The organism is Streptomyces sp. 2131.1 (genome assembly GCF_900105515.1).
Lineage (GTDB): Bacteria > Actinomycetota > Actinomycetes > Streptomycetales > Streptomycetaceae > Streptomyces > Streptomyces drozdowiczii.
Map to the genome: position 1 here is coordinate 6420769 of NZ_FNSY01000001.1, position 24904 is coordinate 6445672.

Consider the following 24904-nt stretch of genomic DNA (forward strand, 5'->3'; position numbering starts at 1 on the left):
CGCACCCATGCCGCCGCGTACCACCGCACTCTTGAGAGGAATCCCCGCCGCCATGGCAAACCCCCCTGTTCCGCATGCCCGCAGGACCGAAGCGGCCACCGCCGTCGACGGCCCCTGGCAGGACCCCGCGCTCGCGCCCGAGGAGCGCGTGGCCGACCTCGTCTCCCGGATGACCCTCCAGGAGAAGACCGCCCAGCTGTACGGAATCTGGGTGGGCGCCGACGCCGACGGGGACGGGGTCGCCCCGCACCAGAACGAGATGGTCGACGACATCGACTGGGACGCGCTGATTCCGCGCGGCCTCGGCCAGCTGACCCGCCCCTTCGGCACCGCCCCCGTGGACCCGGCCGTCGGCGCGATCTCGCTCGCCCGCGCCCAGCGGGCCATCGCGGGCGCCGGCCGCTTCGGCATCCCGGCGCTCGCCCACGAGGAGTGCCTGGCCGGCTTCACCGCCTGGGGCGCCACCGCCTACCCCGTCCCGCTCTCCTGGGGCGCCGCCTGGAACCCGGACCTGGTCACCGAGATGGCCCACCGGATCGGCAGCGACATGCGGTCCGTGGGCATCCACCAGGGCCTCGCCCCGGTCCTGGACGTGGTGCGCGACCTGCGCTGGGGGCGCGTCGAGGAGACCATCGGCGAGGACCCCTACCTCGTCGCGACCATCGGCACGGCGTACGTGAAGGGCCTGGAGTCCGCCGGCATCGTCGCCACCCTCAAGCACTTCGCCGGGTACGCGGCGTCGGCCGGCGCCCGCAACCTCTCGCCGGTCCGGGCCGGGGCCAGGGAACTGGCCGACGTCATCCTGCCGCCCTTCGAGATGGCCCTCATCGACGGCGGCGCCCGCTCCGTCATGCAGTCGTACGCGGAGATCGACGGCGTCCCGTCGGCCGCCGACCCCGCCCTGCTCACCGGGCTGCTCCGGGACGCCTGGGGCTTCGAGGGCACCGTCGTCGCCGACTACTTCGCCATTGGCTTCCTGGAGACGCTGCACAAGGTCGCCGAGGGCCGCGCCGACGCCGCCCGCCTCGCCCTCAGCGCCGGGGTCGACGTGGAGCTGCCCACCGTCCGCAGCTACGGCGACGAACTCGCGGCCGCCGTCCTGGCCGGTACGGTCCCCGAGGAACTGGTCGACCGCGCGCTGCGCCGGGTCCTCCTCCAGAAGTGCGAACTCGGGCTGCTCGACCCCGGCTGGTCCCCGCTCCCCGCGCTCCTGCGCGACACCGACCTGGAGCAGGCCCGCGAGACCATCGACCTCGACCCGCCGCGCAACCGCGCCCTCGCCCGCGAACTCGCCGAACAGGCCGTGGTCCTGCTCGCCAACCCGCGAGGGGCGCTGCCGCTCGCCGGGACCGGGCGGATCGCGGTGATCGGCCCCCGCGCCGACGACGCGCTCGCGATGCTCGGCTGCTACTCCTTCCCCAGCCATGTCGGCGTCCTGCACCCCGAGACCGCCATGGGGATCGAGATCCCCACCGTGCTCGACGCGGTGCGCGGCGAATTCCCCGCCGCCACGGTCACCGCCGCCGCCGGCTGCGAGGTCGACGGCACCGACACCTCGGGCATCGCGGAGGCGGTGGACCTGGCCCGGGACGCGGACGTCTGCGTCGCGGTGGTCGGCGACCGGGCCGGGCTCTTCGGACGCGGCACCTCGGGCGAGGGCTGCGACGCCGACGACCTCTCGCTGCCCGGCGTGCAGGGCGAACTGCTCGACGCGCTGCTGGAGAGCGGCACGCCGGTCGTCCTGGTCCTGCTGACCGGCCGCCCGTACGCGCTCGGCCGCTGGGCGGACCGCGCCGCCGCCGTGGTCCAGGCGTTCTTCCCCGGTGAGGAGGGCGGTCCGGCCCTGGCCTCCGTGCTCTCCGGCCGGGTCGGCCCCTCAGGCCGGCTGCCCGTCTCGGTGCCGCGCCACCCCGGCGGCCAGCCGTGGACGTATCTCCAGCCGCCGCTCGGACTCGCCAACGGGGTCAGCAACCTGGACCCGACGCCGCTCTACCCCTTCGGCCACGGGCTGACGTACACCTCCTTCGCCTGGGAGCCCGGCACCCCGCCACCGGCGGAGATCCCCACCGACGGCTCCGCCGACATCGAGCTGACCGTCCGCAACACCGGCGACCGGGCCGGTGCGGAGGTCGTCCAGCTGTACGTGCACGACCCGGTCGCCCAGACGACCCGGCCCGACAACCGGCTCATCGGCTACGCCCGGGTGCCGCTCGAGGCGGGCCAGGAGGCGCGAGTGCGCTTCCGCTTCCACGCCGACCTGGTGTCCTTCACCGGCATCGGGGGGCGGCGCGTCGTGGAGCCGGGCGCGCTGGAGCTGCGGCTCGCGGCGTCCAGCGGTGCCAAGGACATCCGGCACACGGTGCACCTGCGCCTCACCGGTCCCGAGCGCACCCTCGACCACCGGCGCCGGCTGGTGTGCGAGGCGGAGGCCGAAGCCGTGCCGGCGGCCGCCCCCGTACAGGGCTGACCGCACCCGTACCCCGGGCGGGGCGCCGCGGCCCTTACCGCAGCGCCCCCACCCGGTCCACAGATCCACGAAACTTTCGAAACACCCATAGCCGTGCACGCCCCCCGGTCTCCCGGGGCCCGGATGTGCGCACTCTCGAAGGGTTTCTGTCATGCGCAAGCCAATCAAGGCTGTCCTGGTCGGCACCGCCGCCGCGGCACTGCTCGCCCCGTGCACCATCAACGCCTTCGCCCACGAAGACCACGGACGCGGGTCCAGGGACGCGCAGGCCGACACCCTCGGCGCCCTCGGACTGAGGGCGGACGTGCGCATCGGCACCGCCGTCGACATGGCGGCCCTGGCGGACGACGAGCCCTACCGTGCCAAGGCCGCGAGCGAGTTCAGCTCGGTCACCCCCGAGAACGTCATGAAGTGGGAGGTCGTCGAGCCGAACCGCGGCCAGTACGACTGGAAGGAAGCCGACAAGCTGGTCGACTTCGCCCGCGTCAACGGCCAGCTGGTGCGCGGACACACCCTGCTCTGGCACAACCAGCTGCCCGCCTGGCTCACCACCGGCGACTTCACCGCCGACGAGCTGCGCGCCATCCTCCGCAAGCACATCACCGACGAGGCCCGCCACTTCAAGGGCCGCATCTGGCAGTGGGACGTCGTCAACGAGGTGTTCAACGACGACGGCACCCTGCGCGACAGCATCTGGCTCCAGAAGCTGGGCCCCGGCTACATCGCGGACGCCTTCCGCTGGGCCCACGCGGCCGACCCCAAGGCCAAGCTGTTCATCAACGACTACAACATCGAGGGCGTCAACGCGAAGAGCACCGCCCTCTACAACCTGGTCGTGAAGCTGCGCAAGCAGCGCGTACCGATCGACGGCGTCGGCATCCAGGGCCACCTTTCCGTCCAGTACAACGCCCCCCACGACATCGCCGAGAACATGAAGCGGTTCGACGACCTCGGCCTGGAGACCGCGATCACCGAGGCCGACGTCCGTGTCCCGATGCCCTCCGACAGCACCAAGCAGGAGGCGCAGGCGGAGGGCTACGACGTACTGCTGCGCGGCTGCCTGCTCACCCGCAAGTGCACGGACTTCACGGTCTGGGGCTTCACCGACAAGTACTCCTGGGTGCCCGACACCTTCGAGGGCGAGGGCGCGGCCAACCTCTTCGACGAGGACTACAAGGCCAAGCCCGCCTACAGCGCCCTGCGCGACGACCTGCTGCTCGCCGCCGGCCGCAATTGAGCACGGAGGAGGAGAGCAGCATGGACAGCGACACCCCCGGTACCCCCGGGCGGACGAGCCGCAGAGCGGTCCTCGGCCTCGGCCTCGGGCTCACCGCACTCACCGCCACGCCCCTCGGCTCCCTCGTCGGACTCACCGGTGAGGCGTCCGCCACCGGGCACGGCCCCGCGCCCCGGCCCACCGACCCCGGCGCCTACATCTCGTTCACCGCACAGCGCGGCAGCTTCCCGCTGGTCAGGGAGGGACGGGCGACCCCGGTCCTGGTCAGCGACCAGGACTGGCCGGGCATCGTCCGGGTCGCCGGCGATCTCCGCGACGACATCGCACGCGTCACCGGAGTCCGCCCCGCCCTCTCGCACGGGGCGGTGCCCGAGGCCCGCGAGATCACCATCGTCGGCACCGTGGGCCGCAGCCCTCTGATCGACCGGCTCGTCGCCGACGGCCGGCTCGACGTCTCCACGATCCGGGGCAGGTGGGAGACCAGCCTCCAGGCCGTCGTCGACCACCCGCTGCCCGGCGTCGAGCGCGCCCTCGTCATCGCGGGCAGCGACCAGCGCGGGACCATTTTCGGCGCGTACGACGTCTCGCGCGGCATCGGCGTCTCGCCCTGGTACTGGTGGGACGACGTCACCCCCGTACACCGCGACGAGATCCACGTACTGCCCGGACGCCACACCCAGGGCACCCCGGCCGTGAAGTACCGCGGGTTCTTCGTCAACGACGAGAACCCGGCGCTCGGCACCTGGGCTCCCGCCCACTTCGGCCCCGGCAAGGCGCCCGGCTTCGAGGGCGGCTTCAACGCGGACTTCTACGCCCGCGTCTTCGAGGTCATGCTCCGGCTCAAGGCCAACTACCTGTGGCCGGCCGTCTGGGGCCGCGCCTTCGCCGAGGACGACCCGCTCAACCACGCCACCGCCAAGGCGTACGGCGTCGTCATGGGCACCTCGCACGAGGCACCGATGATGCGCGGCATCGAGGAGTGGAACCGGCACGCCGTCGCCGCCGTACGCGACAGCGACGGGAACATCACCACCCCCGGCCACGACCCCTACGGCGGCACGGGGGAGTGGTCGTTCCGCCGCAACGCCGAAGCGCTCAAGGCGTACTGGGCGGACGGCATCCGCCGGATGAAGGACGAGGACTTCGAGGGCGTCGTCACCCTCGGCATGCGCGGCAACGGCGACGTCAGCCTCCCCGACGGGGACGGCATCGAGCTGATGACCGAGATCATCGCCACCCAGCGGCAGATCCTCGCCGAGGTCTCCGGCAAGGACGTCACCACGATCCCGCAGGTCTGGACGCTCTACAAGGAGGTCCAGCGCTACTGGGACCGGGGCCTGCGCGTTCCCGACGACGTCACCGTCGTCCTCACCGACGACAACTGGGCCAACATCCGCAAGCTCCCCGATCCCGCCGACGCCCCGAGGGAGGGCGGCTACGGGCTGTACTACCACTTCGACTACGTCGGCGTCGGCCGCAACTACAAGTGGGTCGACACCGCGTCCCTCCCCAACATGTGGGACCAGCTCCACCAGTGCCACGCCTACGGCAACCACGGCCTGTGGGTCACCAACGTTGGCGACCTCAAGGGCAACGAACTGCCCACGCAGTTCTTCCTGGAGTACGCCTGGAACCCGGAGCGCTGGACCCTGGACCGGCTGCCGGAGTGGGAGGAGACGTACGCGCGGCAGAACTTCGGAGAGCGGCAGGCCGCCGAGATCGCCGCCGTCCTGCGCACCTACGCCCGGCTCCAGTCGCGCCGCAAGCCCGAACTCCTCAACCGCCGGATCACCCTCGACCCGGCCAAGGACCCCGCCACCGACAGCTCGGCCGTCGTGTACGACGACCAGGCGTCCCCGTTCAGCCTCGTCCACTACCGTGAGCTGGAACGCGTCACCGAGGAATGGCGGCTCCTCGGCGAGCGGGCCGCGCGGATCGCACGCCGGCTGCCCGCCTCAGCGCAGGACGCCTGGTACGAACTCGTCGGCTACGAGGTGGCGGCCACCGCCAACCTGTACGCGCTGCGCGAGGCCGAGTTCACCAACATCCACTACGCGTCCCAGGGCCGGGCCCTCACCAACGCCCTGGCGGCCACCGCCGAGGCACGGCTCGCCGACGACTTCGCGCTGGCCGACCGCTTCAACGCCAAGATCGCCGGCGGCAAGTGGCAGGGCTTCCAGACCCAGCCGCACATCGACTACGGCGACGTCGAACGCTACGGCCCCAACGCCCCCTGGCAGCAGCCCGAGATCGACAACGTCGCCATCAAGGACGTGCTCTTCCCGGCCGTCACACGCATCGACCTGCCCGCGGGGGCCCGGATGGGCGTCGCCGTGGACGGCTCCACGGCCTGGTGGCCGCACGAGGCCGCGCCCGCCGTGCTGCCGGTGTTCAGCCCGTACCAGACCCGGCCCGCCCAGTACATCGAGGTGTTCAACCGGGGCCGCGACCCGTTCGACTACCGGGTGCGGACGGGAGCTTCCTGGCTGACCGCCGACCGGGTGCGCGGCCGGGTGACCACGCAGGACCGGATCACCCTGCGCGTCGACTGGGGCCGGGCGCCCAAGGGGGTCACCCGCGTGCCGGTCACGGTCGGCGGGCCGGACGGGGCGGAGGTCGTGGTTACGGCGGTGATCGACCGCCCGGCGCTCTCCCGCTCCCGCCTCGGCGGCTTCGTAGAGGCCGGCGGCTACGTGTCCATCGCCGCCGACCACTACCACCGGGCCGTCGGCGGCCGGGGCATCACCTGGCAGCGCATCCCGGACATCGGACGGACCGGCGCCGGGATGGAGCCCTTCCCGGTCACGGCCGCCCGGCAGACGCCCGGCGGCCGGAGCCCGCGCCTGGAGTACCGGGTCAGCCTCTTCACCACAGGGCCGGTCATCGTGCACGCGTACCTCTCGCCCCGCAACAACGCGCTGCCGACCGACGGACTGACCTACGCCGTCTCCTTCGACGACGACGCCCCGCAGCGGGTGAACGTCACCGAGGTGACCGGGGCCGACGACGGGACCATGAACCCCCAGTGGGCCCGGAACACCTCCGACAACGTCACCCGTACCACCACGGCCCACCGCGTGACCGCCCCCGGTACGCATGTGCTGAAATTCTGGATGGTCGATCCGACGGTGGTCCTCCAGAACCTGGTGATCGACACCGGCGGCCTCGAACCCAGCTACCTGGGCCCGCCGGAGAGCCTCCGGCTGGACTGAGCCCGGGGGACCGGAACGCGTGGAAGGTACGGAGCGATGACGAACGAGCGCGAGGACACCGGCATCCTGGACGTCGCCCCCGCCGGGGCGGAGGTCGCGATCCGGGCCGCCACGCCGTCCGGCGAGCTCACCTTCCTGTGCACCCCGGCCCGCGCCCGGGAACTGGCCACCGCCCTCGGCTTCGCGGCGGACGAGGCCGAGAGCGGCCCGGCGGACCACGTCACCGTCAGGGCCGACGAGCTGCGCCGGGGCGACGTGCGCGACGGCGACCGCCCCATGACGGTCGACGCCGTCCGCACCGACGGGGGCACCGCCCATGTCAACTGGTCCTCGGGCGCGGGGCGCAGCTGGAACCAGATGTACGACGCGGCCGCCTCCATCCCTCTCCGCCGCCGAGGGGCGTGAGGCGGGCGCCTGAGCAACCCCCGGCCACGCGCCCGGCCCGCTCGCGCGCCGCCCCCGCGTGAGGCGCACCCTGGAGGGGAGACCTCACGGAGGTGAAGCGCCATGACCCGAACCGCTGTCGGCTGGCACATCGAGCTCGAATTCGAGGAGGACACCCACCGCACCCGTGCGGCCGCCCTGGTGCGGCTCTCCGACGGAAAGGAGGTACGCGCCCACGGCTACGCCAGCCGCCATCCCTCGGACTCCGAGCAGCCCCGGGTGGGGGAGGAGATCGCCGGAGCCCGCGCCCTCAACGAACTGGCGATGAAGCTGCTGACCAAGGCCCACGACGAGATCGACGAGGCGGCCGGCCGCAGCTCGTACCCTCTGAAGCCCCGCTGACCGGGATCCGCCGGACGACTTGTACGAGAGCTGCCGTAATTTGACGGGCATCGTAGTACGGGATGTATCGTACTAGCGAAACCTTCCGTACCCGGCGAAACGGAGTCCGTCGTGAGTGCCCTCTTCGAGCCCTACACCCTCAGGTCGCTTGTGGTGCCCAACCGGGTGTGGATGGCGCCCATGTGCCAGTACAGCGCCGCGGTGGAGGGGCCCGAGACGGGTGTGCCGGGCGACTGGCACTTCGCCCACCTCGCGGCCCGCGCCACCGGCGGCACCGGCCTGATCCTCACCGAGGCCACGGCGGTCAGCCCCGAGGGCCGGATCAGCCCGGCCGACCTCGGCATCTGGAACGACGCCCAGGCCGAGGCGTTCCGGCGCGTCACCGACTTCGTCAAGGCGCAGGGCTCCGTGGTGGGCATCCAGCTCGCCCATGCCGGCCGCAAGGCGTCGACCGCCGCGCCCTGGACCGGTGGCGGCCCCGTCGGCCCGGACGCGCACGGCTGGACCCCGGTCGCCCCGAGCCCGCTGCCCTTCGACGAGGGCTACCCGGTGCCGCACGAGCTGACCGCCGACGAGATCGCCGGCGTCGTCGACGACTTCCGCGACGCCGCCCGCCGCGCTCTCGAAGCGGGCTTCCAGGTCGCGGAGGTGCACGGGGCGCACGGCTACCTCATCGGCCAGTTCCTCTCCCCGCACACCAACCGCCGCACCGACGAGTACGGCGGCAGCTACGAGAACCGCGTCCGCTTCGCCCTCCAGGTCGTCGACGCCGTGCGCGAGGTGTGGCCCGAGGACCTGCCGGTCTTCTTCCGCGTCTCCGCGACGGACTGGCTCACCGAGAACCCCGAGGACGAGCGCGAGGGCTGGACCGCCGACGAGACCGTGCGCCTCGCGGCGCAGCTCAAGGAGCACGGAGTCGACCTGCTCGACGTCTCCACCGGCGGCAACGCGCCCCGTGCCCGCATCTCGACCGGCCCCGGCTACCAGGTGCCCTTCGCCGAGCGCGTCAAGAAGGAGACCTCGCTGCCCGTGGCGGCCGTCGGGCTCATCACCGACCCGCAGCACGCGGAGAAGATCCTCACCGAGGGGCGCGCGGACGCCGTCCTCCTCGGCCGCGAGCTGCTGCGCAACCCCTCCTGGGCCAGGGACGCCGCCCGTGCGCTGAACGGCACCGTACACGCTCCCGTCCCGTACGGCTACGCGATCTGACCCAACCTCAGGGCATTCCGTTTCGCCCTCGGCCGCCCCCTTCGCACCCATGGTGTGCGAAGGGGGCGGTCTGCGTGGACCGTCTGCCGGGCTCGCGGCGACCATATTTTCTATCGTTGAAAAATCCTCGCGCACGACTGTTGTTTTGCGTTTGATGCTGTGGCTCAATGTTCGATTGTGTGCTGTGCCTCACAGGTTCGAGGCACTTCAGCTCTCTCGACAGGACGACGCCTTGAGACCACAAACGCCCCGCCCCCGCGCACTGTTCAGGACAGCGGCCTGCGCCGCCGCGCTGTTGATCCCCCTCGGTGCGACCCTCGTCCCGGCCGCCGCGGCCGCTCCGGCGAGCGCCGCCTCGACCACCTTCAAGGCCGGTGACCCGGCCACCACCGTCCACGGGCTGAAGGGCGAGTACTTCAGCATGTCCGCGCCCGGCGCGCGGGACTTCGCCAAGCTCGGCGGGGTCGCCCTCGACCCGAACATCAACTTCCCCGGCCTCACCGGCACGTTCGAGTCGACCACCGGCCAGACCGAGAACACCACCGCCCGCTGGACCGGTTTCCTCACCGCCCCCGAGGACGGTGACTACACCTTCTCCGCCAGTGGCGACAACGGCTTCCGGCTGTTCATCGACGGCAAGGCCGTCATCGACCACTGGGAGCCCGACTGGGACAACGAGCAGACCAGCAAGCCGATATCGCTGAAGGCCGGCGAGGCGCACGAGTTCAAGCTGGAGATGTTCCAGGACACCGGCGGCGCCAACATGTTCCTGCGCTGGTCCAGCGCGAAGCTGGCCAAGCAGTTCGTCCCGGAGTCCGCCTTCACCCCGCCCGCCGACTTCGAGGTCTACCCCGTCGGGCTGAGTGTCGCGGACAACGGCACCGAGCTGCACGCCGTCTTCGACGACAAGGTCAGCGACTACGCGGACCTGAAGAACCACCTCACCGTCGAAGCCGACACCACCCCGATGCCGGTCAAGTCCGTCACCCGGGCCCGCGGCGGCAAGGAACTCGTCGTCAAGCTGGACGCGGCGGTCCTCAAGGACCAGCGCGTCAAGATCGCGTACGACGGGAAGGCCGGCCTCAAGGCGGGCGGCGAGACCGTCCCCGAGATCAACCGCACGGCCACCAACAACTCCACGCACCGTCTCACCACCAAGTGGGGCGACAAGGTCGACCGCAACCACCCGCTGCCCGAGTACCCCCGGCCGCAGCAGGTGCGCGACAAGTGGAAGAACCTCAACGGCCAGTGGGAGTTCGCCGGCGCCAAGGCGGGCGAGAAGCCCGTCTTCGGCAAGAAGCTCGACGAGCGCATCACCGTTCCGTACCCGGTCGAGTCGCAGCTCTCCGGCCTGGAGCGCCACGAAGACCACATGTTCTACCGCAAGCTCGTCACCGTCCCGCAGAACTGGGCCGTCAAGGCGGACAAGCACGGCAAGAAGAACCGGCTCAAGCTCAACTTCGGTGCCGTCGACTACCAGGCGACCGTCTGGGTCAACGGCAAGAAGGTCGCCGAGCACACCGGCGGCTACACCGCCTTCACCGCCGACATCACCGACGCGATCAAGGGCAGCGGCCCCCAGGAGATCGTCGTCGGAGTCACCGACACCACCGGCGCCGACCAGCCCACCGGCAAGCAGTCGGCCAACCCGGGCGGCATCTTCTACACCGCCTCCTCCGGTATCTGGCAGACCGTCTGGATGGAGCCCGTCGCCCCGGCGGCCGTCGACTCCCTGACGACCACCCCGGACATCGGCAAGGGCAACCTCGCCCTGACGGTCAACTCCGACAACGCCTCGAAGTCCGCGACGGTCACCGCCGTCGCCCGGGACAAGAAGGGCAAGGTCGTCGGCAGGATCAGCGGCCCGGCCAACCGCGAGCTGAGCCTCCCGGTCGCCAAGCAGCACCTGTGGTCGCCCGACGACCCGTACCTGTACGACCTGGAGGTCACCCTCAAGGACGGCAGCTCCAAGGACACCGTCGACAGCTACTTCGGCATGCGGTCCGTCGGCATCGCCGACGTCGGCGGCTACCAGAAGATCGTCCTCAACGGGAAGCCGTTCTTCTCGCTCGCCCAGCTCGACCAGGGCTTCTACCCGGACGGTCTGAACACCGCGCCCAGTGACGACGCGCTGGTCTTCGACCTGAAGGCGCAGAAGGACCTCGGCTTCAACTCCGTGCGCAAGCACATCAAGGTCGAGCCCGCCCGCTGGTACTACCACGCCGACCAGCTCGGTCTGTTCGTGTGGCAGGACTTCGTCTCCGGCAACCTCACCAACGAGAAGGGCCACCAGGCCTTCATCGACCAGGGCGCCGAGGAGATGGAGCAGCTCCACAACTACCCCTCGATCGGTTCCTGGATCGTCTTCAACGAAGGCTGGGGCGAGTGGGACCGCACCGAGACCGGCAAGATCACCGAGAAGGTCCAGGCCGCCGACCCCTCCCGGATCGTCAACGCCCACAGCGGTGTCAACTGCTGCAACTCGAAGGGTGACTCGGGCAAGGGCGACATCATCGACCACCACGACTACAACAACACCGACCCGGCCTTCCCGGACGCCACCCGCGCCGCGATGGACGGCGAGCACGGCGGCTTCACCCTGCGGATGCCCGGCCACATGTGGCCCGGCGCCCCGACCGCGATCTACAGCGGTGTCGCCGACAAGGCCGCGCTGACCGCCAAGTACGTCGAGAACACCCGCAAGTACTACCTGGAAGCGGCCGGCGCCGAACTCTCCGGCTCCATCTACACCCAGGTGACCGACCTGGAGAACGAGCTCAACGGCCTCTGGACGTACGACCGCCGCGAGATCAAGGTGGACGCCGCCCAGGTCCGTAAGATCAACCAGGAGGTCATCGCCGCCGGCGCCGCGGCGGGCACCCGCACCCCCGTCAAGGGCGGCGGCTCCTGGTCGCTGGACGAGAACAAGGGCACCAAGGCCGCCGACAGCGGCCCGAACCACAAGGACCTCACCCTCTCCGAGGGCACGTCCTGGACCACCGGCGTGCACGGCTCGGCGCTGAAGTTCAACGGTGAGGGCCAGTACGCGGAGACCGACGGACCGGTCGTCGACACCACCGGCGACTACACCGTCTCGGCCTGGGCCTCCCTGGACGCCCTCCCGGGCAACTACGGCACCGTCGTCAGCCAGGACGGCCGGCGCCAGGAGAACCCGTTCTACCTCCAGTACGGCCAGGGCGCGTTCGCCTTCTCCACCCCCGGCGCCCACCGCGCCCGGGCGGAGATGACCCCGGAGCTCGGCCACTGGTACCACCTGGTCGGCGTCCGCAGCGGTGACCAGATCAAGCTGTACGTGGACGGCAAGCTCGCCTCCACCGCCGCGGCAGGATCGGCCGACGTCAGCAGCGGCGCCCTGTCCGTGGGCCGTGCCAAGTGGTCGGGCAACGACACCGACTTCTGGAACGGCTCCGTGGACCAGGTGCAGGTGTACGACAAGGCGCTCACCGACCAGGAGGTGACCGCTCTGTACGACGGGGGGAAGGCGTAACACCCCGCCTGTAGCACCCCGCCCCTCAGGACCGCTCCCGGCGGTGCGCGGCACGAGCCCGCACCGCCGGGAGCTTCCGGCTGTTCGCGCCCCTGCTACGCCCCGCTGCTCTCCCGCACCAGCAGCCGGTGCGGCACCACGATCCTGCGCGCCGGCAGCTCCGCCAGCCGCCCGAGCACACGCTCGCTGAGGCACTGCACCGCCCGCTCCGCGATCTGCGCCAGGTCGGGCGAGACCGTGGTCAGCGAAGGGGTCGAGAACCGCCCGTCCTCGATGTCGTCGAAGCCCGCCAGAGCCAGGTCCTCGGGCACCCGCACCCCCTGTTCGCCGCACGCCCGCAGCGCCCCCAGGGCCAGTTCGTCGCTGAAGCAGAACACCGCGTCCGGGCGCTCCGGCAGAAGCAGCAGTTCGCGCAGCGCCCGCGTCCCCTCCTCACGGTGCAGATCCGCCACTTCCACCTCGGCGACCGGGGCGAGCCCCGCCTCCGCGAGGCCCTGCCGGAAGCCGTCGGCGCGCAGCTCCGCCGTGCCGTGCCCCAGCGCGGACTGGAGCCCGATCGCGGCGACCCGACGGCGGCCGGCCGCCACCAGGTGCCGGGCGGCGTCCCGGGCCGCCGCCACGTTGTCCAGCGCCACGTGGTCGATGGACCCGTGCGGATCGAGTTCGCCGAGGACGACGAGCGGCAGCCCGCCCGCGAGCGAGGCCAGTCCGGCCGGGGGAGTCGACCAGGGGCTGATGATCATCCCGTCCACCTGGTGACCCTCGGAGCCGTCCAGCAGCCGCCGCTCCAGCTCCGCGCGGCCCCCGGTGCGCTCCAGGAGCACCGTCCAGCCGCGCTCCTGGGCCGCGTCGATGAGGAGGCCCGTCAGCGCCCCGAAGTAGGGGGAGTGGATCTCCGGGACGGCCACGCCGATGAGGCCCGTGCGGCCCTGACGGAGGTTGCGGGCGGCGAGATTGGGCCGGTAGCCCAGCTCCTCCACCGCGGCCATGACCCGGGCCCGGGTCGCCGGGGCGACGGCGGCCGCGTTGCTCACCACGTTGGAGACGGTCCTGACGGACACGCCCGCGAGCGCGGCGACGTCCTTGAGTCTCGCTGCCACGTTCGGTGCTCCTGCTCTCTGCCGGGGGCTGTGCGCAGTGACCGTAACAGGTGGTGCCGGATCCGCTCGCACAAGGTATTGCCACGTTGTTTGCAACGTTGCAATATGGGGGTGCTCCGAACGAAGGAAGGACCACACCATGACCGAGACCGCGACCACCACCGCCCCCTTCCCGCCTGCCGGGGACGCGGTGCGCGACCTGTACGGCCCGGGGATCACCGCTTGCCGCGGGGCGTTCGGCCCCGAGTGGGCGGACCGGATGCGCGAGGACATCGACGCCGCCTTCGCGGAGGCGCGCGGACGGGAGGGCGGCGCGGTCGGCCGCGGCCCCCACCGCTACTACGTGGAGATCCACCCGGAACAGCTGCGGGGCTTCGTGGACCTCGTCGACCACCCCTGGGTCCGCGCGGTCAGCGAGGCGGTCCTGGGGGCGGACTACCGCATCGTGGAGCTGGGCTTCGACGTGCCGCTGGCCGGTGCGGTGAACCAGCCCTGGCACCGCGACTTTCCGATGCCGGAGGAGACCCGCCGCGACCGCAGGCTCACCTCGCTGGCGTTCAACCTCACGGCCGTCGACACCAGGGAGGACATGGGCCCGTTCGAGATCGCGCCCGGCACGCAGTGGGACGACGACGCCCGCTTCGGGCACGCGATGTTCCCGCGCCGCGAGGACTACCCGCGCTACGAGGCGCTGGCCGAGCGCAAGTACCCGCAGCGGGGCGACATCTCGGCGCGGTCGGCCCTGACCATCCACCGGGGCACGGCCAACCAGTCGCAGGACCCGCGCCCGGTCCTGGTGCTCGGGGTGGACGCCCCGGGCGCGGGGAACGACGGCCACCACGACATGGCGGTCACCCGGGGCTTCTGGGAGTCGCTGCCCGAGCGGGTCCGGGCACACCTGGCCTGCCCGGTGGTCGATGAACTCGCGCCCATCGTGCAGAAGCACACCATCGAGGGCCTGGTGATGGGCGACGCATGACCGAACCGGGGCCCGGCGGGCAGATCCGCCGGGCCCCGGTGCTCATCTCAGGGAGCCCAGGGCGCCTCCACCGCCCAGGTGGTGTCCTCGGTGAACGTGGCCGGGTTGTCCCAGTCGTGTCCGCCGCCCGGGGTGGCGAGCCACACCTCCGACTTGATGTGCCGCAGATAGCTGCCCGGCAGGTTCGCGCTGGTCAGCCGCACACCGCCGTTGCCGGCGACCGCGCACCAGGTGGCGTCGGCGTTGTAGAGCGAGGAGCCGTCGTTCGCTTCGCGGCGGACCCGGAAGTCCCGGTGGCGCAGGTACTCGCCGGGGTAGTTCCGCGACTCGAACGAGTAGCAGTTGCCGTTCGCCAGACCGGGGACGATCTTCCAGGTGGCGTCGTTCTTCAGCAGCGCGCTGCTGTTGCCGTCGACGACCTCGGTGAAGGCCAGCGAGTCCTGGTGGCGCAGGTACTTGTTGGTGTATCCGGGCGTGGTGACCCGCAGCGACTTGTAGCCGCCGGTGGGCAGGGTCACCGGCGGGGCCGGGTTCTTGGAGGCGTTGATGAGGGCCTGGTTCGCGGCCCGCACCCGGGCCGTGTCCACCTTGACGACCTGGCGGTCGTAGGTGAGCAGGCCGTTCGCCTCGTTCTCCACGTCGGTGATCTCGGTGTAGACGGAGGCGGACAGGCCCGCCGGCAGCTGGCCGACCCGGATGCCGTCGATGAGCCCGGTGAACCGGTCGTTCAGCGCGGAGATGCTGGGCTGGTCCTCGTAGCTGAAGCCGCCGCCGGGGAACCACTCGTGCCCCGGGACCTTGTAGCCCAGGCCGCCGAACTCGCCGAGGACGGCCGCCCTCGTCGCGGTGGGCGCGGTATTGCCCGGGCCGACGTAGATGTGGTTGTCGACGACGTCACCGTTGCCGCCGTCCACCGAGCCGCAGCAGTTGACCCCGCTCATGTTGTCGACCAGCCGGGTCGGGTCGTACGCCTTGACCTCGTTCGCGATCCTGGCCTGGTCGTACTGGCCCCAGCCCTCGTTCTGGTCGACCCACATGACCAGCGACGGGGAGCTGCGGTGCTGGTCGATGATCGCGTGGAACTCGGCCTCCCACTGGGTGCGGGCCGCCGAGGACGGGGCCTTGCCGGTGTCCATGGCCGGCATGTCCTGCCAGACCAGGAGGCCCAGCTTGTCCGCCCAGTAGAACCAGCGCTGCGGTTCGACCTTGATGTGCTTGCGGACCATGTTGAACCCGAGGTCCTTGTGGGCCTGGAGGTCCGACTTGAGCGCGGCGTCGGTCGGCGCGGTGTAGATGCCGTCCGGCCAGTAGCCCTGGTCCAGGGTGCCCGTCTGGAAGACGAACTTCCCGTTGAGGACCGGCCGCAGGACGTTGTCGACCTTGGCGACCGCGATCGAGCGCATACCGGTGTAGCTGCCGACCGAGTCCGTCACCGCAGAGCCGTCGAGCAGCTCCGCCTTCACGTCGTAGAGGAACGGGTCGTCAGGGGTCCACAGATGCGTGTTCGGCACCGGCACGGAGATCTGGGAGCCGACCGTACCGGTGGCCGAGCCGACCACGGTGCCGCCGCTGGACACGGTGACCCTGGCCGTACGCCCGGACGCCGAGTCGGCCTGCACCTTCACCCGCAGGGTGCTGTCGCCCAGGTTCGGCGTCATGTCCAGCCGGGTGATGCGCGCGGCGGCGGCCGGTTCCAGCCACACCGTCTGCCAGATGCCGGAGGCGGCGGTGTAGAAGATGCCGCCCCCGTTGTGCGGCTGCACGTCGTTGATCCGCTGTTTGCCGACGGCCTGGCCGCCGGTCTGCGTCGGGTCGTAGACGGACACCACGATCGTGTTCGTACCACCGTTGAGCTGGGGGGTGATGTCGTACGAGAACGAGTCGTACCCGCCCTTGTGCGCGCCCACCTGGGTGCCGTTGACCCAGACCGTGGTCTGCCAGTCGGAGGCGCCGAAGTTGAGCACGGTCCGGCGGCCGTTCCAGTTCGAGGGGACGGTGAAGTTCCGCTTGTACCAGAGCTTGTCGTTCTCGGTGATCCTGCGCTGGATGCCGGAGAGCGCGGACTCGGCGACGAACGGCACCCGGATCTGGTCCGGCCACGACGACGGCTGCCCGGCGTCGCGTCCGGTGACCGCGAAGTCCCAGATCCCGTTGAGGTTGGCCCAGTCGGACCGGGTCAGCTGCGGGCGCGGGTACTCCGGCAGCGGCTTGTCGACCGGGACCTGGTTGGTCCAGGGCGTCGTCATCGGCGGGTTCTTCGGCGACCAGGACGCGGCGCCCGCCGGCGAGGCGCCGACCCCGACCAGCGCGGAGGACACCAGCGCCAGCAGGCCGGCCGTCGCGATCGTCCGTCTCCACCACGGCTTGCGGCCGGGTTCTCGTAAACGGCTCACAGGTTCGTCTCCTTGACTCGGTTCGGCCCCCGGGGGACGGGAGCGGTAGGGGGAGGTGCGGGAAGCACCGGGAATCAGACGAGCTGCCAGAGGTGGTCGTCGGTGCCGTTGTCGTCGAACTGGACGACATGGGCGCTGTCGGCCGTGGACATGTTGTCGACGCCCAGGACCTTGCCGGAGTGCCGGTTGCGGATGCGGTACCAGCCGCCGCCGTCCGGCACGAGCTGCCAGAGGTGGTCGTCGGTGCCGTTGTCGTCGAACTGGACGACATGGGCGCTGTTGTCCATGGACATGTTGTCGACGCCCAGGACCTTGCCCGAGTGGTGGTTGCGGATGCGGTACCAGCCGTCGCCCTCCGCCACGAGCCGCCAGTCGTGGTCGTCGGTGCCCGTGTCCCCGAACTGCACGACGTGCGCGCTGTTGGCGGTGGACATGACGTCGACGCCGAGGACCTTGCCGGAGTGCCGGTTGCGGATGCGGTACCAGCGGTCGGCGAGCCACGGCTCCGCGCCCGGGTCCGTGGTCGGGAACGAGGTGATCCGCAGCCGGGCCGCCCCCATCGGGACGAGGGTGACCTCCTCCACCGGCTCGGTGCTGCGGGCCGGCGAGTCCTGGAGCGGGCCGACCACGTGCTCGTCGTCGGCCGTCCACTCCGGGATGCGGCGGGCCTTCGCGGTGATGGACAGCGGGGTGCCGTCGAGCGTGAACGGGTTGGCGGCCTTCACCCGGCGCGCGCCGTGGTGGCGCAGGGACGCGGCGGGCTTCTTCGCGTCCAGGACGAGCCCGTAGTTCCAGGGGCCCGTCGCGTGGACCGCGTACTCGGGGAACTGGTCGCTGCCGCCGATGCGCTCGTACGTCTCACCGATGCGCAGCGAGTACGTGAGCGGGCCGTGGTCCACGCTGACGGAGCCGTGGTTGTCCGCCCAGGTGCGTACGGTGGTGCGCTGCGGGAGGCGCAGGGTGACCCGGTCCCCGTCGGCCCAGGTGCGGTCGACGCGGGTGAAGGCGGGGCCGGCCGGGGCATCGACGCGCCGCCCGTTCACGGCGATCTCCGGGGCTTCGCACCAGGCGGGGACGCGCAGCACCAGCGGGAAGGCCAGCCGCTTCGGAGCCTTCAGGGCCAGTGTGACGGTGTCCGTGAAGGGGTAGTCCGTCTCCTCGGTGAACGTGACCTCGGTGCCGTCGGCGACCTTGGCCGTCACCTCGCAGGCGGCGTACATCGCGGCGGCGAGCCCGCCGTCGGGGGTGGCGAGCCACAGCTCCTCGGTGAAGTACGGCCAGCCCATGCCGTAGTTGTGCGGGCAGCAGCGGTACTGGTCGACGCCGGGCAGGAACGCCTGCATGGCAAACCCGTTCTGGAACTGGCGCTCCGACTTGGGCACGTTGTCCAGGTCCACGCTGTTGGCGCTGGTGATGTAGTGGATCGCCCTTCCCGAGGGGTCGAGCGAGGCGGGCAGCGAGTTGAACGCCAGCTCCTCGCAGCGGTCGGCCCACAGCGGGTCGCCGGTGATCCGGGTCAGCAGCTGGTGGCTGGCCATGAACTCGACGATCCCGCAGGTCTCGAAACCCTGGCGGGGGTCGCCGTGCCCGGGGCGGGCGTTCTCGTCGCCGGCGAAGCCGCCGCCGGGGAACTGGCCGTACTGGTCCATGGCCTTGCCGTACGTCCCGTACGTGTCCCGGGTGTCCTGGGCCGAACCGCTGCGCAGCGCGTACTGGGCGGGCTCGCGGAAGCCCTGGGCGATGTTCACGTTGTGGGGGTTGACCAGGTTGTCGCCCCAGTCGGCACCGTACGTGTGGATCTTGTCGGCGAGGTCCAGCAGGAAGGCGTCGCCGGTCCGGTTGTACAGCCAGAAGACGCTGTCCAGGCCGTCGCCCCAGCGCAGGGCGATCCAGCTGGTGTTGAAGGCGCCCGGGCCCTGGGCGTTCATGTACCGGAAGAAGCGGCTGAGGAAGGGGATGATCCGGGCGTCGCCGGAGTACTCCTGCCAGGAGCGCAGGGCCTGCACCAGCGGCAGGAACGGCCAGAAGTCCGGGCCGCCGTTCAGCGAGGTGCGCAGGGCCTTCGGACCGAAGAACCCGTCGGACTGCTGGGTGGCGAGGATGGCGTCGAACCAGCGGCGCACCGAGGCCAGCGCCTTCGCGTCACCGGTGACGATCGCCAGGTCGGTGTAGCCGCGCAGCCAGTACGGGACCTCCTCCCAGCCGCCGATTTCGGGGCGGACCCAGCCGGTGGCCGAGAAGTCCAGGAAGTGCGAGAACTCCTCGTACCGGCCGCACAACCCGTCGAGCTGGAGCTTCAGCTGTCCGGCGAGCCAGCCGCGCGCGGTGACCGTGCCCGGGGGGAGCTTCAGGAAGGCGCTGGGCTTCAAGGGCGCGGCGTTGGGGGAGTAGTGGCCGCCGGGTGCCGGCCGTACCCGGTGTTCGGCGGCGGTCGCGGTGGCCGACCAGCGGCCGGCCGCCGTGGTGGCGGCGACGGTGGCGAGGGCGCCGGTCATGAGTTGTCTGCGGTTCAGGGGCATGGGGGAGGGCTCCTGCTCTGCCGGACACGGGCCTCCGGCGTAGGTATGCGCATGACAAGAGAGGTGTCGCCGCGGCGCAGCGGTAAGGACCGGATGCGCGCATGGCGAAGGGCGCCGTCGCGGTCCGTACGGAGGGTGCGGCACTTTTCTGCAACGTTGGAAAATGAGGTTCCGGCGGTATGACAGCACGCTGTCAGGCGGCTGTCCAGAGGTGCGACGGCATCGCCCGGCTCGGGGTGCCCGAGTCCGGCGGAGCGGCTCCGACACATTTTGGAAACGCATCGACAACGCTCTTGCCGCCCGTGCCGCGCCGCCTATATAACGTTGTAAACCGAGCCGCCGAGAGGCCGCGCAGGCTCTCACGACCACAGTTTGTGCAGCTAGGGGCCGTCTCCTAGCGGGGCCGTGAGTGCAGTGACATCAGCCGCCGTGCAGCGGCCGATGCATCGTCCAGCCATGACCGACCGCACGCCCCTCGGCGTGCCGTCAACCCGCCAAGGAGCTCCCGCGCATGATGATCCAGCGTCGATCCCGTACCCTCGCCGTGGCCTGCGTCCTCGCCGCCACCGCCACGCTGGCTGTTTCCGGCTGCTCCAAGTCGGAGGGCTCGGACAACAACGCGAGCAGCGACAGCAGTCAGGCAGCGCAGGCGGCCAAGACCCCCGAGTCGTCGTCCGGTTCCGGCTGCTCGCTGCAGAGCTACGGCGCCCCGAAGCTCGACCTGAAGAACGCCGTGGTCGGCTTCTCCCAGTCGGAGAAGGAGGCCAACCCGTTCCGTATCGCCGAGACCCAGTCCATCAAGGACGAGGCGGCGAAGCTCGGCGTCAAGAAGCTCCTCACCACCAACGCCCAGTCGCAGCTGCCCAAGCAGATCAGCGACATCCAGGACATGCTCGCCCAGGGCGCCCAGTTCCTCATCATCGCCCCGCTGAACTCGGACGGCCTGGAGCCGGCGCTCAAGGCCGCGGCCGCCAAGAAGGTCCCGGTCCTCACCATCGACCGCAAGCTCAACTCCACCGCCTGCAAGGACTACGTGGCCTTCCTGGGCTCCGACTTCGTGGAGCAGGGCAGGCGCGCCGCCGACGCCATGATCAAGTCGACCGGCGGCAAGGGCAAGGTCGCCATCCTCCTCGGCTCGTCGGGCAACAACGTCACCACCGACCGCACCAAGGGCTTCGTCGACCAGCTCAAGGCCAAGGCCCCGGACATGAAGATCGTCGCTCAGCAGACCGGTGAGTTCGCCCGCGACAAGGGCCAGCAGGTCATGGAGCAGCTGATCCAGTCCAAGCCCGACATCTCCGCCGTCTACGCGGAGAACGACGAGATGGGCCTCGGCGCCGTCACCGCGCTGAAGGCCGCCGGCAAGAAGCCCGGCAAGGACGTCAAGATCGTTTCCGTCGACGGCACCCGCAACGCCGTCCAGGCCATCGTCAACGGCGAGTACAACGCCGTCATCGAGTCCAACCCGCGCTTCGGCCCGCTCGCCTTCGCGACCGCCCAGAAGTTCTACGGCGGCGAGGAGATCCCCGAGAACGTCATCATCAGCGACCGCTCCTACGACGAGACCAACGCCAAGTCCACGGTCGGCAACGCGTTCTGACCCGGCCGGGACCCCCCTGCCCGTACCGGCTCCGTCGGTTCAACGCCGCCGTGCCGTTCCCCCGTCACGGCGGCCACCGGGCCCACACCCCTGGAAGAGCGGAAGGCCAAGACCAGCCATGGCACCACCCGAAGCAGTACCGCAGCCGCCGGAGCCGGCCGCAGACGTGAAGGAGACGAGCGCGGCCGCCACGGCCCTCGCCGAGGAACCGGGAGCGGCACCGGCCGTCCTGGAGGCCCGCTCGGTGAGCAAGCGGTTCCCGGGCGTCGTCGCCCTCGACGGCGTCTCCTTCTCCCTGCGCGCCGGCGAGACCCACGCCCTGGTGGGGGAGAACGGTGCCGGGAAGTCCACCCTCATCAAGGTCCTCACCGGCGTCTACCGCCCCGACGAGGGCGAGCTGCGGCTGGCCGGCGAACAGGTCTCCTTCAGCCGGCCCTTCGAGGCACAGCAGGCCGGGATCTCCACGATCTACCAGGAGGTCAACCTCGTCCCGCTGATGAGCGTCGCGCGCAACATCTTCCTCGGCCGCGAACCGAAGAACCGTTTCGGCCTCATCGACTTCCCCCGGATGTACCGCGAGACGAGCGAACTGCTCGACGGCTTCGGCGTCCGCGTCGACCCGAAGCGCCCCCTGCACACCCTGGGCATCGGCACCCAGCAGATGGTCGCGATGGCCCGCGCCGTCTCCGTCAACGCCCAGGTCGTCATCATGGACGAACCGACCTCTTCCCTGGAGCCCCGCGAGGTCGAGACCCTCTTCCGGGTCATCGAGGACCTGCGCGGCCGCGGCATCGCCGTCCTCTACGTCAGCCACCGCATGGACGAGCTGTACCGGATCTGCGACCGGGTCACCGTCCTGCGCGACGGCAAGCACATTCACACCGGCGACCTCGCCGACCTCGACCGGATGCAGCTCGTCTCGATGATGCTCGGCCGCGACATGGCCGAGGTACGCCGCGAGGGGCTCACCAACTTCGACTCCGAGGGCCACGAGGCCGCGCGCACCCCGGTGCTCACCGCCACCGGCCTCTCCCGCGACCACCAGCTGCACGACATATCCCTCGACCTGTACGCGGGTGAGGTCCTCGGCCTCGGCGGGCTCCTCGGCTCCGGCCGCAGCGAGACCGCGAAGGCCATCGCCGGAGCGCTCTCCCTGGACTCGGGCGAGGTCGGCATCGCCGGACGCACCCTGCGCCGCCTCACCTCCGCGGGCGCCATCCGCGCCGGCATCAGCCTGCTGCCCGAGGACCGCAAGGCCGAGGGCATCGTCCCCGGCCTCTCCGTCCGCGAGAACATCGTGCTGGCCGCGATGCCCCGGCTCTCCCGCGCCGGCATCGTCTCCCGCGCCAAGCAGGACCGCGTCGTCGACATCTTCATGAAGCGGCTGCGGATCAAGGCGGCGAGCCCCGAGCAGAAGGTCGGCGAACTCTCCGGCGGCAACCAGCAGAAGGTCCTGCTGGCCCGCTGGCTCTGCCTGGAGCCCAAGGTCCTGCTGCTCGACGAGCCCACCCGGGGCATCGACGTCGGCGCCAAGGCCGAGGTCCAGAGCCTCATCGACGACCTCGCCCGCGAGGGCCTCGCCGTCCTGCTCATCTCCTCCGACATCGAGGAACTGATCGAGGGTGCCGACCGCATCGTCGTTCTGCGCGGCGGCGCGGTCGCGGGTGAACTGTCGGGCGACGAGGTGGCCGAGAGCCATCTGCTCGAAGTACTCGCCGACCACTCACCGGCAGCCGCGGACAAGGCGCCGGCCGCCAAGGAGGACCCCCGATGACCCAGGCCGCAGTCACCACCCCCGCGGCGCGGCCACTGGCCCGCCTGCGCGACCCCGCCTGGTACCAGGAGTACGGCGTCTACCTCGCCGTCGCGGTCGTCCTCGTCTTCAACGCCCTGTTCACCGAACACTTCATGACGGTGGACAACCTCCGCACCCAGCTCGTCCAGGTCGCCCCGATCGTCATCGTCGCCCTCGGCATGGCGCTCGTCATCGGCACCGAGGGAGTCGACCTCTCCGTCGGCTCGACCATGGCCCTGGCCGCCGCGCTGCTGCCGCTGTACCTCGGCTACGGACTGGTCCCCGCACTCGTCATGGCGCTGCTGGCCGGCGCCCTCGTCGGAGCGGTCAACGGCACCCTGGTCTCGCTCGTCGGACTCCAGCCGATCGTCGCCACACTCGCCCTGTTCGTCGGCGGCCGGGGCATCGCCCTGGTCATGGCGGACAGCCAGCTCAAGCAGATCGTCAACCCCGACCTGCTGTCCCTGGGCACCGGTTCCTTCCTCGGCATCCCGCTGGTCGTCCTCATCGCCGGCGTCCTCGCCGTCGCCGTGGCCTTCCTCGTCACCCGGACCACCTTCGGCCGCCAGGTCGTCGCCATCGGCGGCAACCGCTCCGCGGCCGCCCTGGCGGGGCTGCCCGTGCGACGAGTGCTGATCGGCGTCTACGTGCTCTGCGGAGTGCTCGCCGCCCTCGCGGGCGTCCTGGCCACCGCCCGGCTCACCGCGAGCGACCCGTCCTCGCTCGGCACCCTCATGGAACTCTCCGCCATCACGGCGGTCGTGGTCGGCGGCACCCCGCTCAACGGCGGCTCCATCCGGGTCCTCGGCACCGTCGCCGGCGCCCTGCTGATGCAGCTGCTGCGCGCCACCCTCATCAAGCACGACCTGCCCGACTCCACCGCACAGATCGCCCAGGCGGCCATCATCATCGCCGCCGTCTACGTCGCCCGGGAGCGTCGGTCCCGATGAACGAAACCTCACCCGCCCCGGTGGCCTCCGCCCCGGCCCCGCGCAAGACCCCCGCGACGTCCGGCGGCACCACGCCGCAGCCCGGCGCCACGGCGCAGCGCCCGACCGGCCGGAGGATCGCCGAACTCCTGCAGCGCCAGGGCGTGCTGGTCGTCCTCCTCACGGTCGTGGTCGTCGCGTCCTGCATCTACCCGTCGACCTTCGCCACCCTGGACAACACCCGCGGGGTGACCGTCCAGGCCTCGTTCCTGGCCGTCGTCGCGCTCGGGATGACCATGGTCATCATCACCGGCGGCATCGACCTGTCCGTCGGCTCCGTCTTCGCCCTGGGCGGAGTGCTCGCCGCCTGGGCCTCCCAATGGGGCATCCTGCCCGCCCTCTTGGTCCCCCTCGTGGTCTGCGGCGCGATCGGCCTGCTCAACGGCTTCCTCGTCGCCCGGGCCGGAATGGCCCCGTTCATCGTCACGCTCGCCACCCTGCTCGGTGCGCGCGGCCTGCTCCTCGCGATCACGGACGAGGGCGCCACCACCTACCTGGTGCCCAAGGACTCGGCTTTCGCCGAACTCGGCCAGGGCGCGCTCTGGGGCTTCGGCCACCCGATCTTCATCGCCCTCGCGCTGTTCGGCCTCGGCGGACTCCTCCTCCAGCGCACCTCGTTCGGGCAGTCGATCTTCGCCGTCGGCGGCAGCAGTGACGCGGCCACCCTGATGGGTCTGCCGGTCGCCCGGACGAAGATGCTCGTCTACACGCTCAGCGGACTGCTGGCCGGACTGGCCGGCGCGCTCAACGCCGCCCGGCTCTCCTCCGGAGTCACCATCATCGGCGTGGGCATGGAGCTCGACGCGATCTCCGCCGTCGTCATCGGCGGCACCCTCCTCATCGGCGGCGCCGGCTCGATCAGCGGAACGCTCTGGGGCGTCCTGCTCCTCCAGGTCATCCAGAACCTGATCAACCAGATCGGCTCGCTGAACTCCTCGTACCAGTCGGTCGTCAGCGGAGGGTTCCTTATCGTTGTCGTCGTGGCGCAGCGCTATCTGGCGCGCAGCCGCAGAACCACCTGAACCGGTGCCGGGGCCCCACGGCCCCGGCACCGTTCGAGCCGTTCGAGCCGAACCGGCGCAGCCGGGCCACCGCGCCTCACCGCGCGAC

Annotated in this window: 15 protein-coding genes; 12 read left to right on the forward strand and 3 right to left on the reverse strand. The window is 71.0% G+C overall.

Translation table 11 applies throughout. The annotated features are described in order from the left end of the window. The first annotated feature begins 52 nt into the window (after positions 1-52). From BLW14_RS28695 to BLW14_RS28725, 7 genes are all read left to right on the forward strand, one after another. Positions 53-2467, forward strand: a complete 2415-nt coding sequence (locus BLW14_RS28695) for a beta-xylosidase/alpha-l-arabinosidase (RefSeq protein WP_093710028.1) — start codon at positions 53-55, stop codon at positions 2465-2467. A 151-nt stretch (positions 2468-2618) separates the two neighbouring features. Next, a complete protein-coding gene (locus BLW14_RS28700; protein WP_093710029.1) occupies positions 2619-3704 on the forward strand; it encodes an endo-1,4-beta-xylanase in 1086 nt (361 codons plus the stop codon). 20 nt (positions 3705-3724) lie between these two features. Next, the gene (locus tag BLW14_RS28705) at positions 3725-6916 is read left to right on the forward strand and encodes a glycosyl hydrolase 115 family protein (RefSeq protein ID WP_093710030.1); all 3192 of its coding nucleotides are present in this window, start codon (positions 3725-3727) and stop codon (positions 6914-6916) included. 36 nt (positions 6917-6952) lie between these two features. After that, positions 6953-7321, forward strand: a complete 369-nt coding sequence (locus BLW14_RS28710) for a hypothetical protein (RefSeq protein ID WP_093710031.1) — start codon at positions 6953-6955, stop codon at positions 7319-7321. Between the two features lie 102 nt (positions 7322-7423). Then, positions 7424-7702, forward strand: coding sequence for a DUF1876 domain-containing protein (locus BLW14_RS28715; protein WP_093710032.1), 279 nt, complete (start codon positions 7424-7426; stop codon positions 7700-7702). 111 nt (positions 7703-7813) lie between these two features. Continuing rightward, a complete protein-coding gene (locus BLW14_RS28720) occupies positions 7814-8911 on the forward strand; it encodes an NADH:flavin oxidoreductase/NADH oxidase (RefSeq protein WP_093710033.1) in 1098 nt (365 codons plus the stop codon). A 232-nt stretch (positions 8912-9143) separates the two neighbouring features. Further along, positions 9144-12419 (forward strand): LamG-like jellyroll fold domain-containing protein, encoded by a 3276-nt coding sequence (locus BLW14_RS28725; RefSeq protein ID WP_093710034.1) that lies wholly within the window; start codon positions 9144-9146, stop codon positions 12417-12419. A gap of 95 nt (positions 12420-12514) precedes the next feature. Here BLW14_RS28725 and BLW14_RS28730 read toward each other — a convergent pair whose 3' ends face one another. Beyond that, entirely contained in the window at positions 12515-13519 is a 1005-nt protein-coding gene (locus tag BLW14_RS28730) for a LacI family DNA-binding transcriptional regulator (protein ID WP_093710035.1), read from the reverse strand. 139 nt (positions 13520-13658) lie between these two features. Between BLW14_RS28730 and BLW14_RS28735 the strand changes: the two genes are divergently transcribed. Continuing rightward, complete coding sequence (locus BLW14_RS28735) at positions 13659-14498, forward strand: phytanoyl-CoA dioxygenase family protein (protein ID WP_093710036.1); 840 nt, start codon at positions 13659-13661, stop codon at positions 14496-14498. Between the two features lie 47 nt (positions 14499-14545). On the opposite strand, the gene BLW14_RS28740 is transcribed toward BLW14_RS28735, so the two are convergent. Both BLW14_RS28740 and BLW14_RS28745 read right to left on the reverse strand, forming a co-directional pair. Next, the gene (locus BLW14_RS28740; RefSeq protein WP_093710874.1) at positions 14546-16816 is read right to left on the reverse strand and encodes an AbfB domain-containing protein; all 2271 of its coding nucleotides are present in this window, start codon (positions 16814-16816) and stop codon (positions 14546-14548) included. 149 nt (positions 16817-16965) lie between these two features. Further along, entirely contained in the window at positions 16966-19410 is a 2445-nt protein-coding gene (locus BLW14_RS28745; RefSeq protein ID WP_093710037.1) for an RICIN domain-containing protein, read from the reverse strand. Between the two features lie 511 nt (positions 19411-19921). Between BLW14_RS28745 and BLW14_RS28750 the strand changes: the two genes are divergently transcribed. The 4 genes from BLW14_RS28750 to BLW14_RS28765 all read left to right on the forward strand — a co-directional run bounded on the left by BLW14_RS28750 (position 19922) and on the right by BLW14_RS28765 (position 24816). Continuing rightward, positions 19922-21010 carry an ABC transporter substrate-binding protein gene (locus BLW14_RS28750; RefSeq protein ID WP_093710038.1) on the forward strand — a complete coding sequence of 363 codons (1089 nt, stop codon included), beginning with the start codon at positions 19922-19924 and terminating at the stop codon, positions 21008-21010. Between the two features lie 118 nt (positions 21011-21128). Beyond that, positions 21129-22784, forward strand: a complete 1656-nt coding sequence (locus tag BLW14_RS28755; protein WP_093710039.1) for a sugar ABC transporter ATP-binding protein — start codon at positions 21129-21131, stop codon at positions 22782-22784. Beyond that, the gene (locus BLW14_RS28760; RefSeq protein WP_018520938.1) at positions 22781-23755 is read left to right on the forward strand and encodes an ABC transporter permease; all 975 of its coding nucleotides are present in this window, start codon (positions 22781-22783) and stop codon (positions 23753-23755) included. Before BLW14_RS28755 ends, BLW14_RS28760 begins: the two co-directional genes overlap by 4 nt. Beyond that, positions 23752-24816: an ABC transporter permease gene (locus BLW14_RS28765; RefSeq protein WP_093710040.1), complete on the forward strand. Its 1065-nt coding sequence runs from the start codon at positions 23752-23754 to the stop codon at positions 24814-24816. The genes BLW14_RS28760 and BLW14_RS28765 overlap by 4 nt, the downstream gene beginning before the upstream one ends. Positions 24817-24904 lie beyond the last annotated feature (88 nt).

Excerpts from the sequence above, each read along its gene's own strand:
- BLW14_RS28695 (WP_093710028.1), top strand. The coding sequence starts at position 53 with ATGGCAAACCCCCCTGTTCCGCATGCCCGCAGGACCGAAGCGGCCACC.
- BLW14_RS28700 (WP_093710029.1), top strand. The coding sequence starts at position 2,619 with ATGCGCAAGCCAATCAAGGCTGTCCTGGTCGGCACCGCCGCCGCGGCA.
- BLW14_RS28705 (WP_093710030.1), top strand. The coding sequence starts at position 3,725 with ATGGACAGCGACACCCCCGGTACCCCCGGGCGGACGAGCCGCAGAGCG.
- BLW14_RS28710 (WP_093710031.1), top strand. The coding sequence starts at position 6,953 with ATGACGAACGAGCGCGAGGACACCGGCATCCTGGACGTCGCCCCCGCC.
- BLW14_RS28715 (WP_093710032.1), top strand. The coding sequence starts at position 7,424 with ATGACCCGAACCGCTGTCGGCTGGCACATCGAGCTCGAATTCGAGGAG.
- BLW14_RS28735 (WP_093710036.1), top strand. The coding sequence starts at position 13,659 with ATGACCGAGACCGCGACCACCACCGCCCCCTTCCCGCCTGCCGGGGAC.
- BLW14_RS28745 (WP_093710037.1), bottom strand. The coding sequence starts at position 19,410 with ATGCCCCTGAACCGCAGACAACTCATGACCGGCGCCCTCGCCACCGTC.
- BLW14_RS28750 (WP_093710038.1), top strand. The coding sequence starts at position 19,922 with ATGATGATCCAGCGTCGATCCCGTACCCTCGCCGTGGCCTGCGTCCTC.
- BLW14_RS28755 (WP_093710039.1), top strand. The coding sequence starts at position 21,129 with ATGGCACCACCCGAAGCAGTACCGCAGCCGCCGGAGCCGGCCGCAGAC.
- BLW14_RS28760 (WP_018520938.1), top strand. The coding sequence starts at position 22,781 with ATGACCCAGGCCGCAGTCACCACCCCCGCGGCGCGGCCACTGGCCCGC.
- BLW14_RS28765 (WP_093710040.1), top strand. The coding sequence starts at position 23,752 with ATGAACGAAACCTCACCCGCCCCGGTGGCCTCCGCCCCGGCCCCGCGC.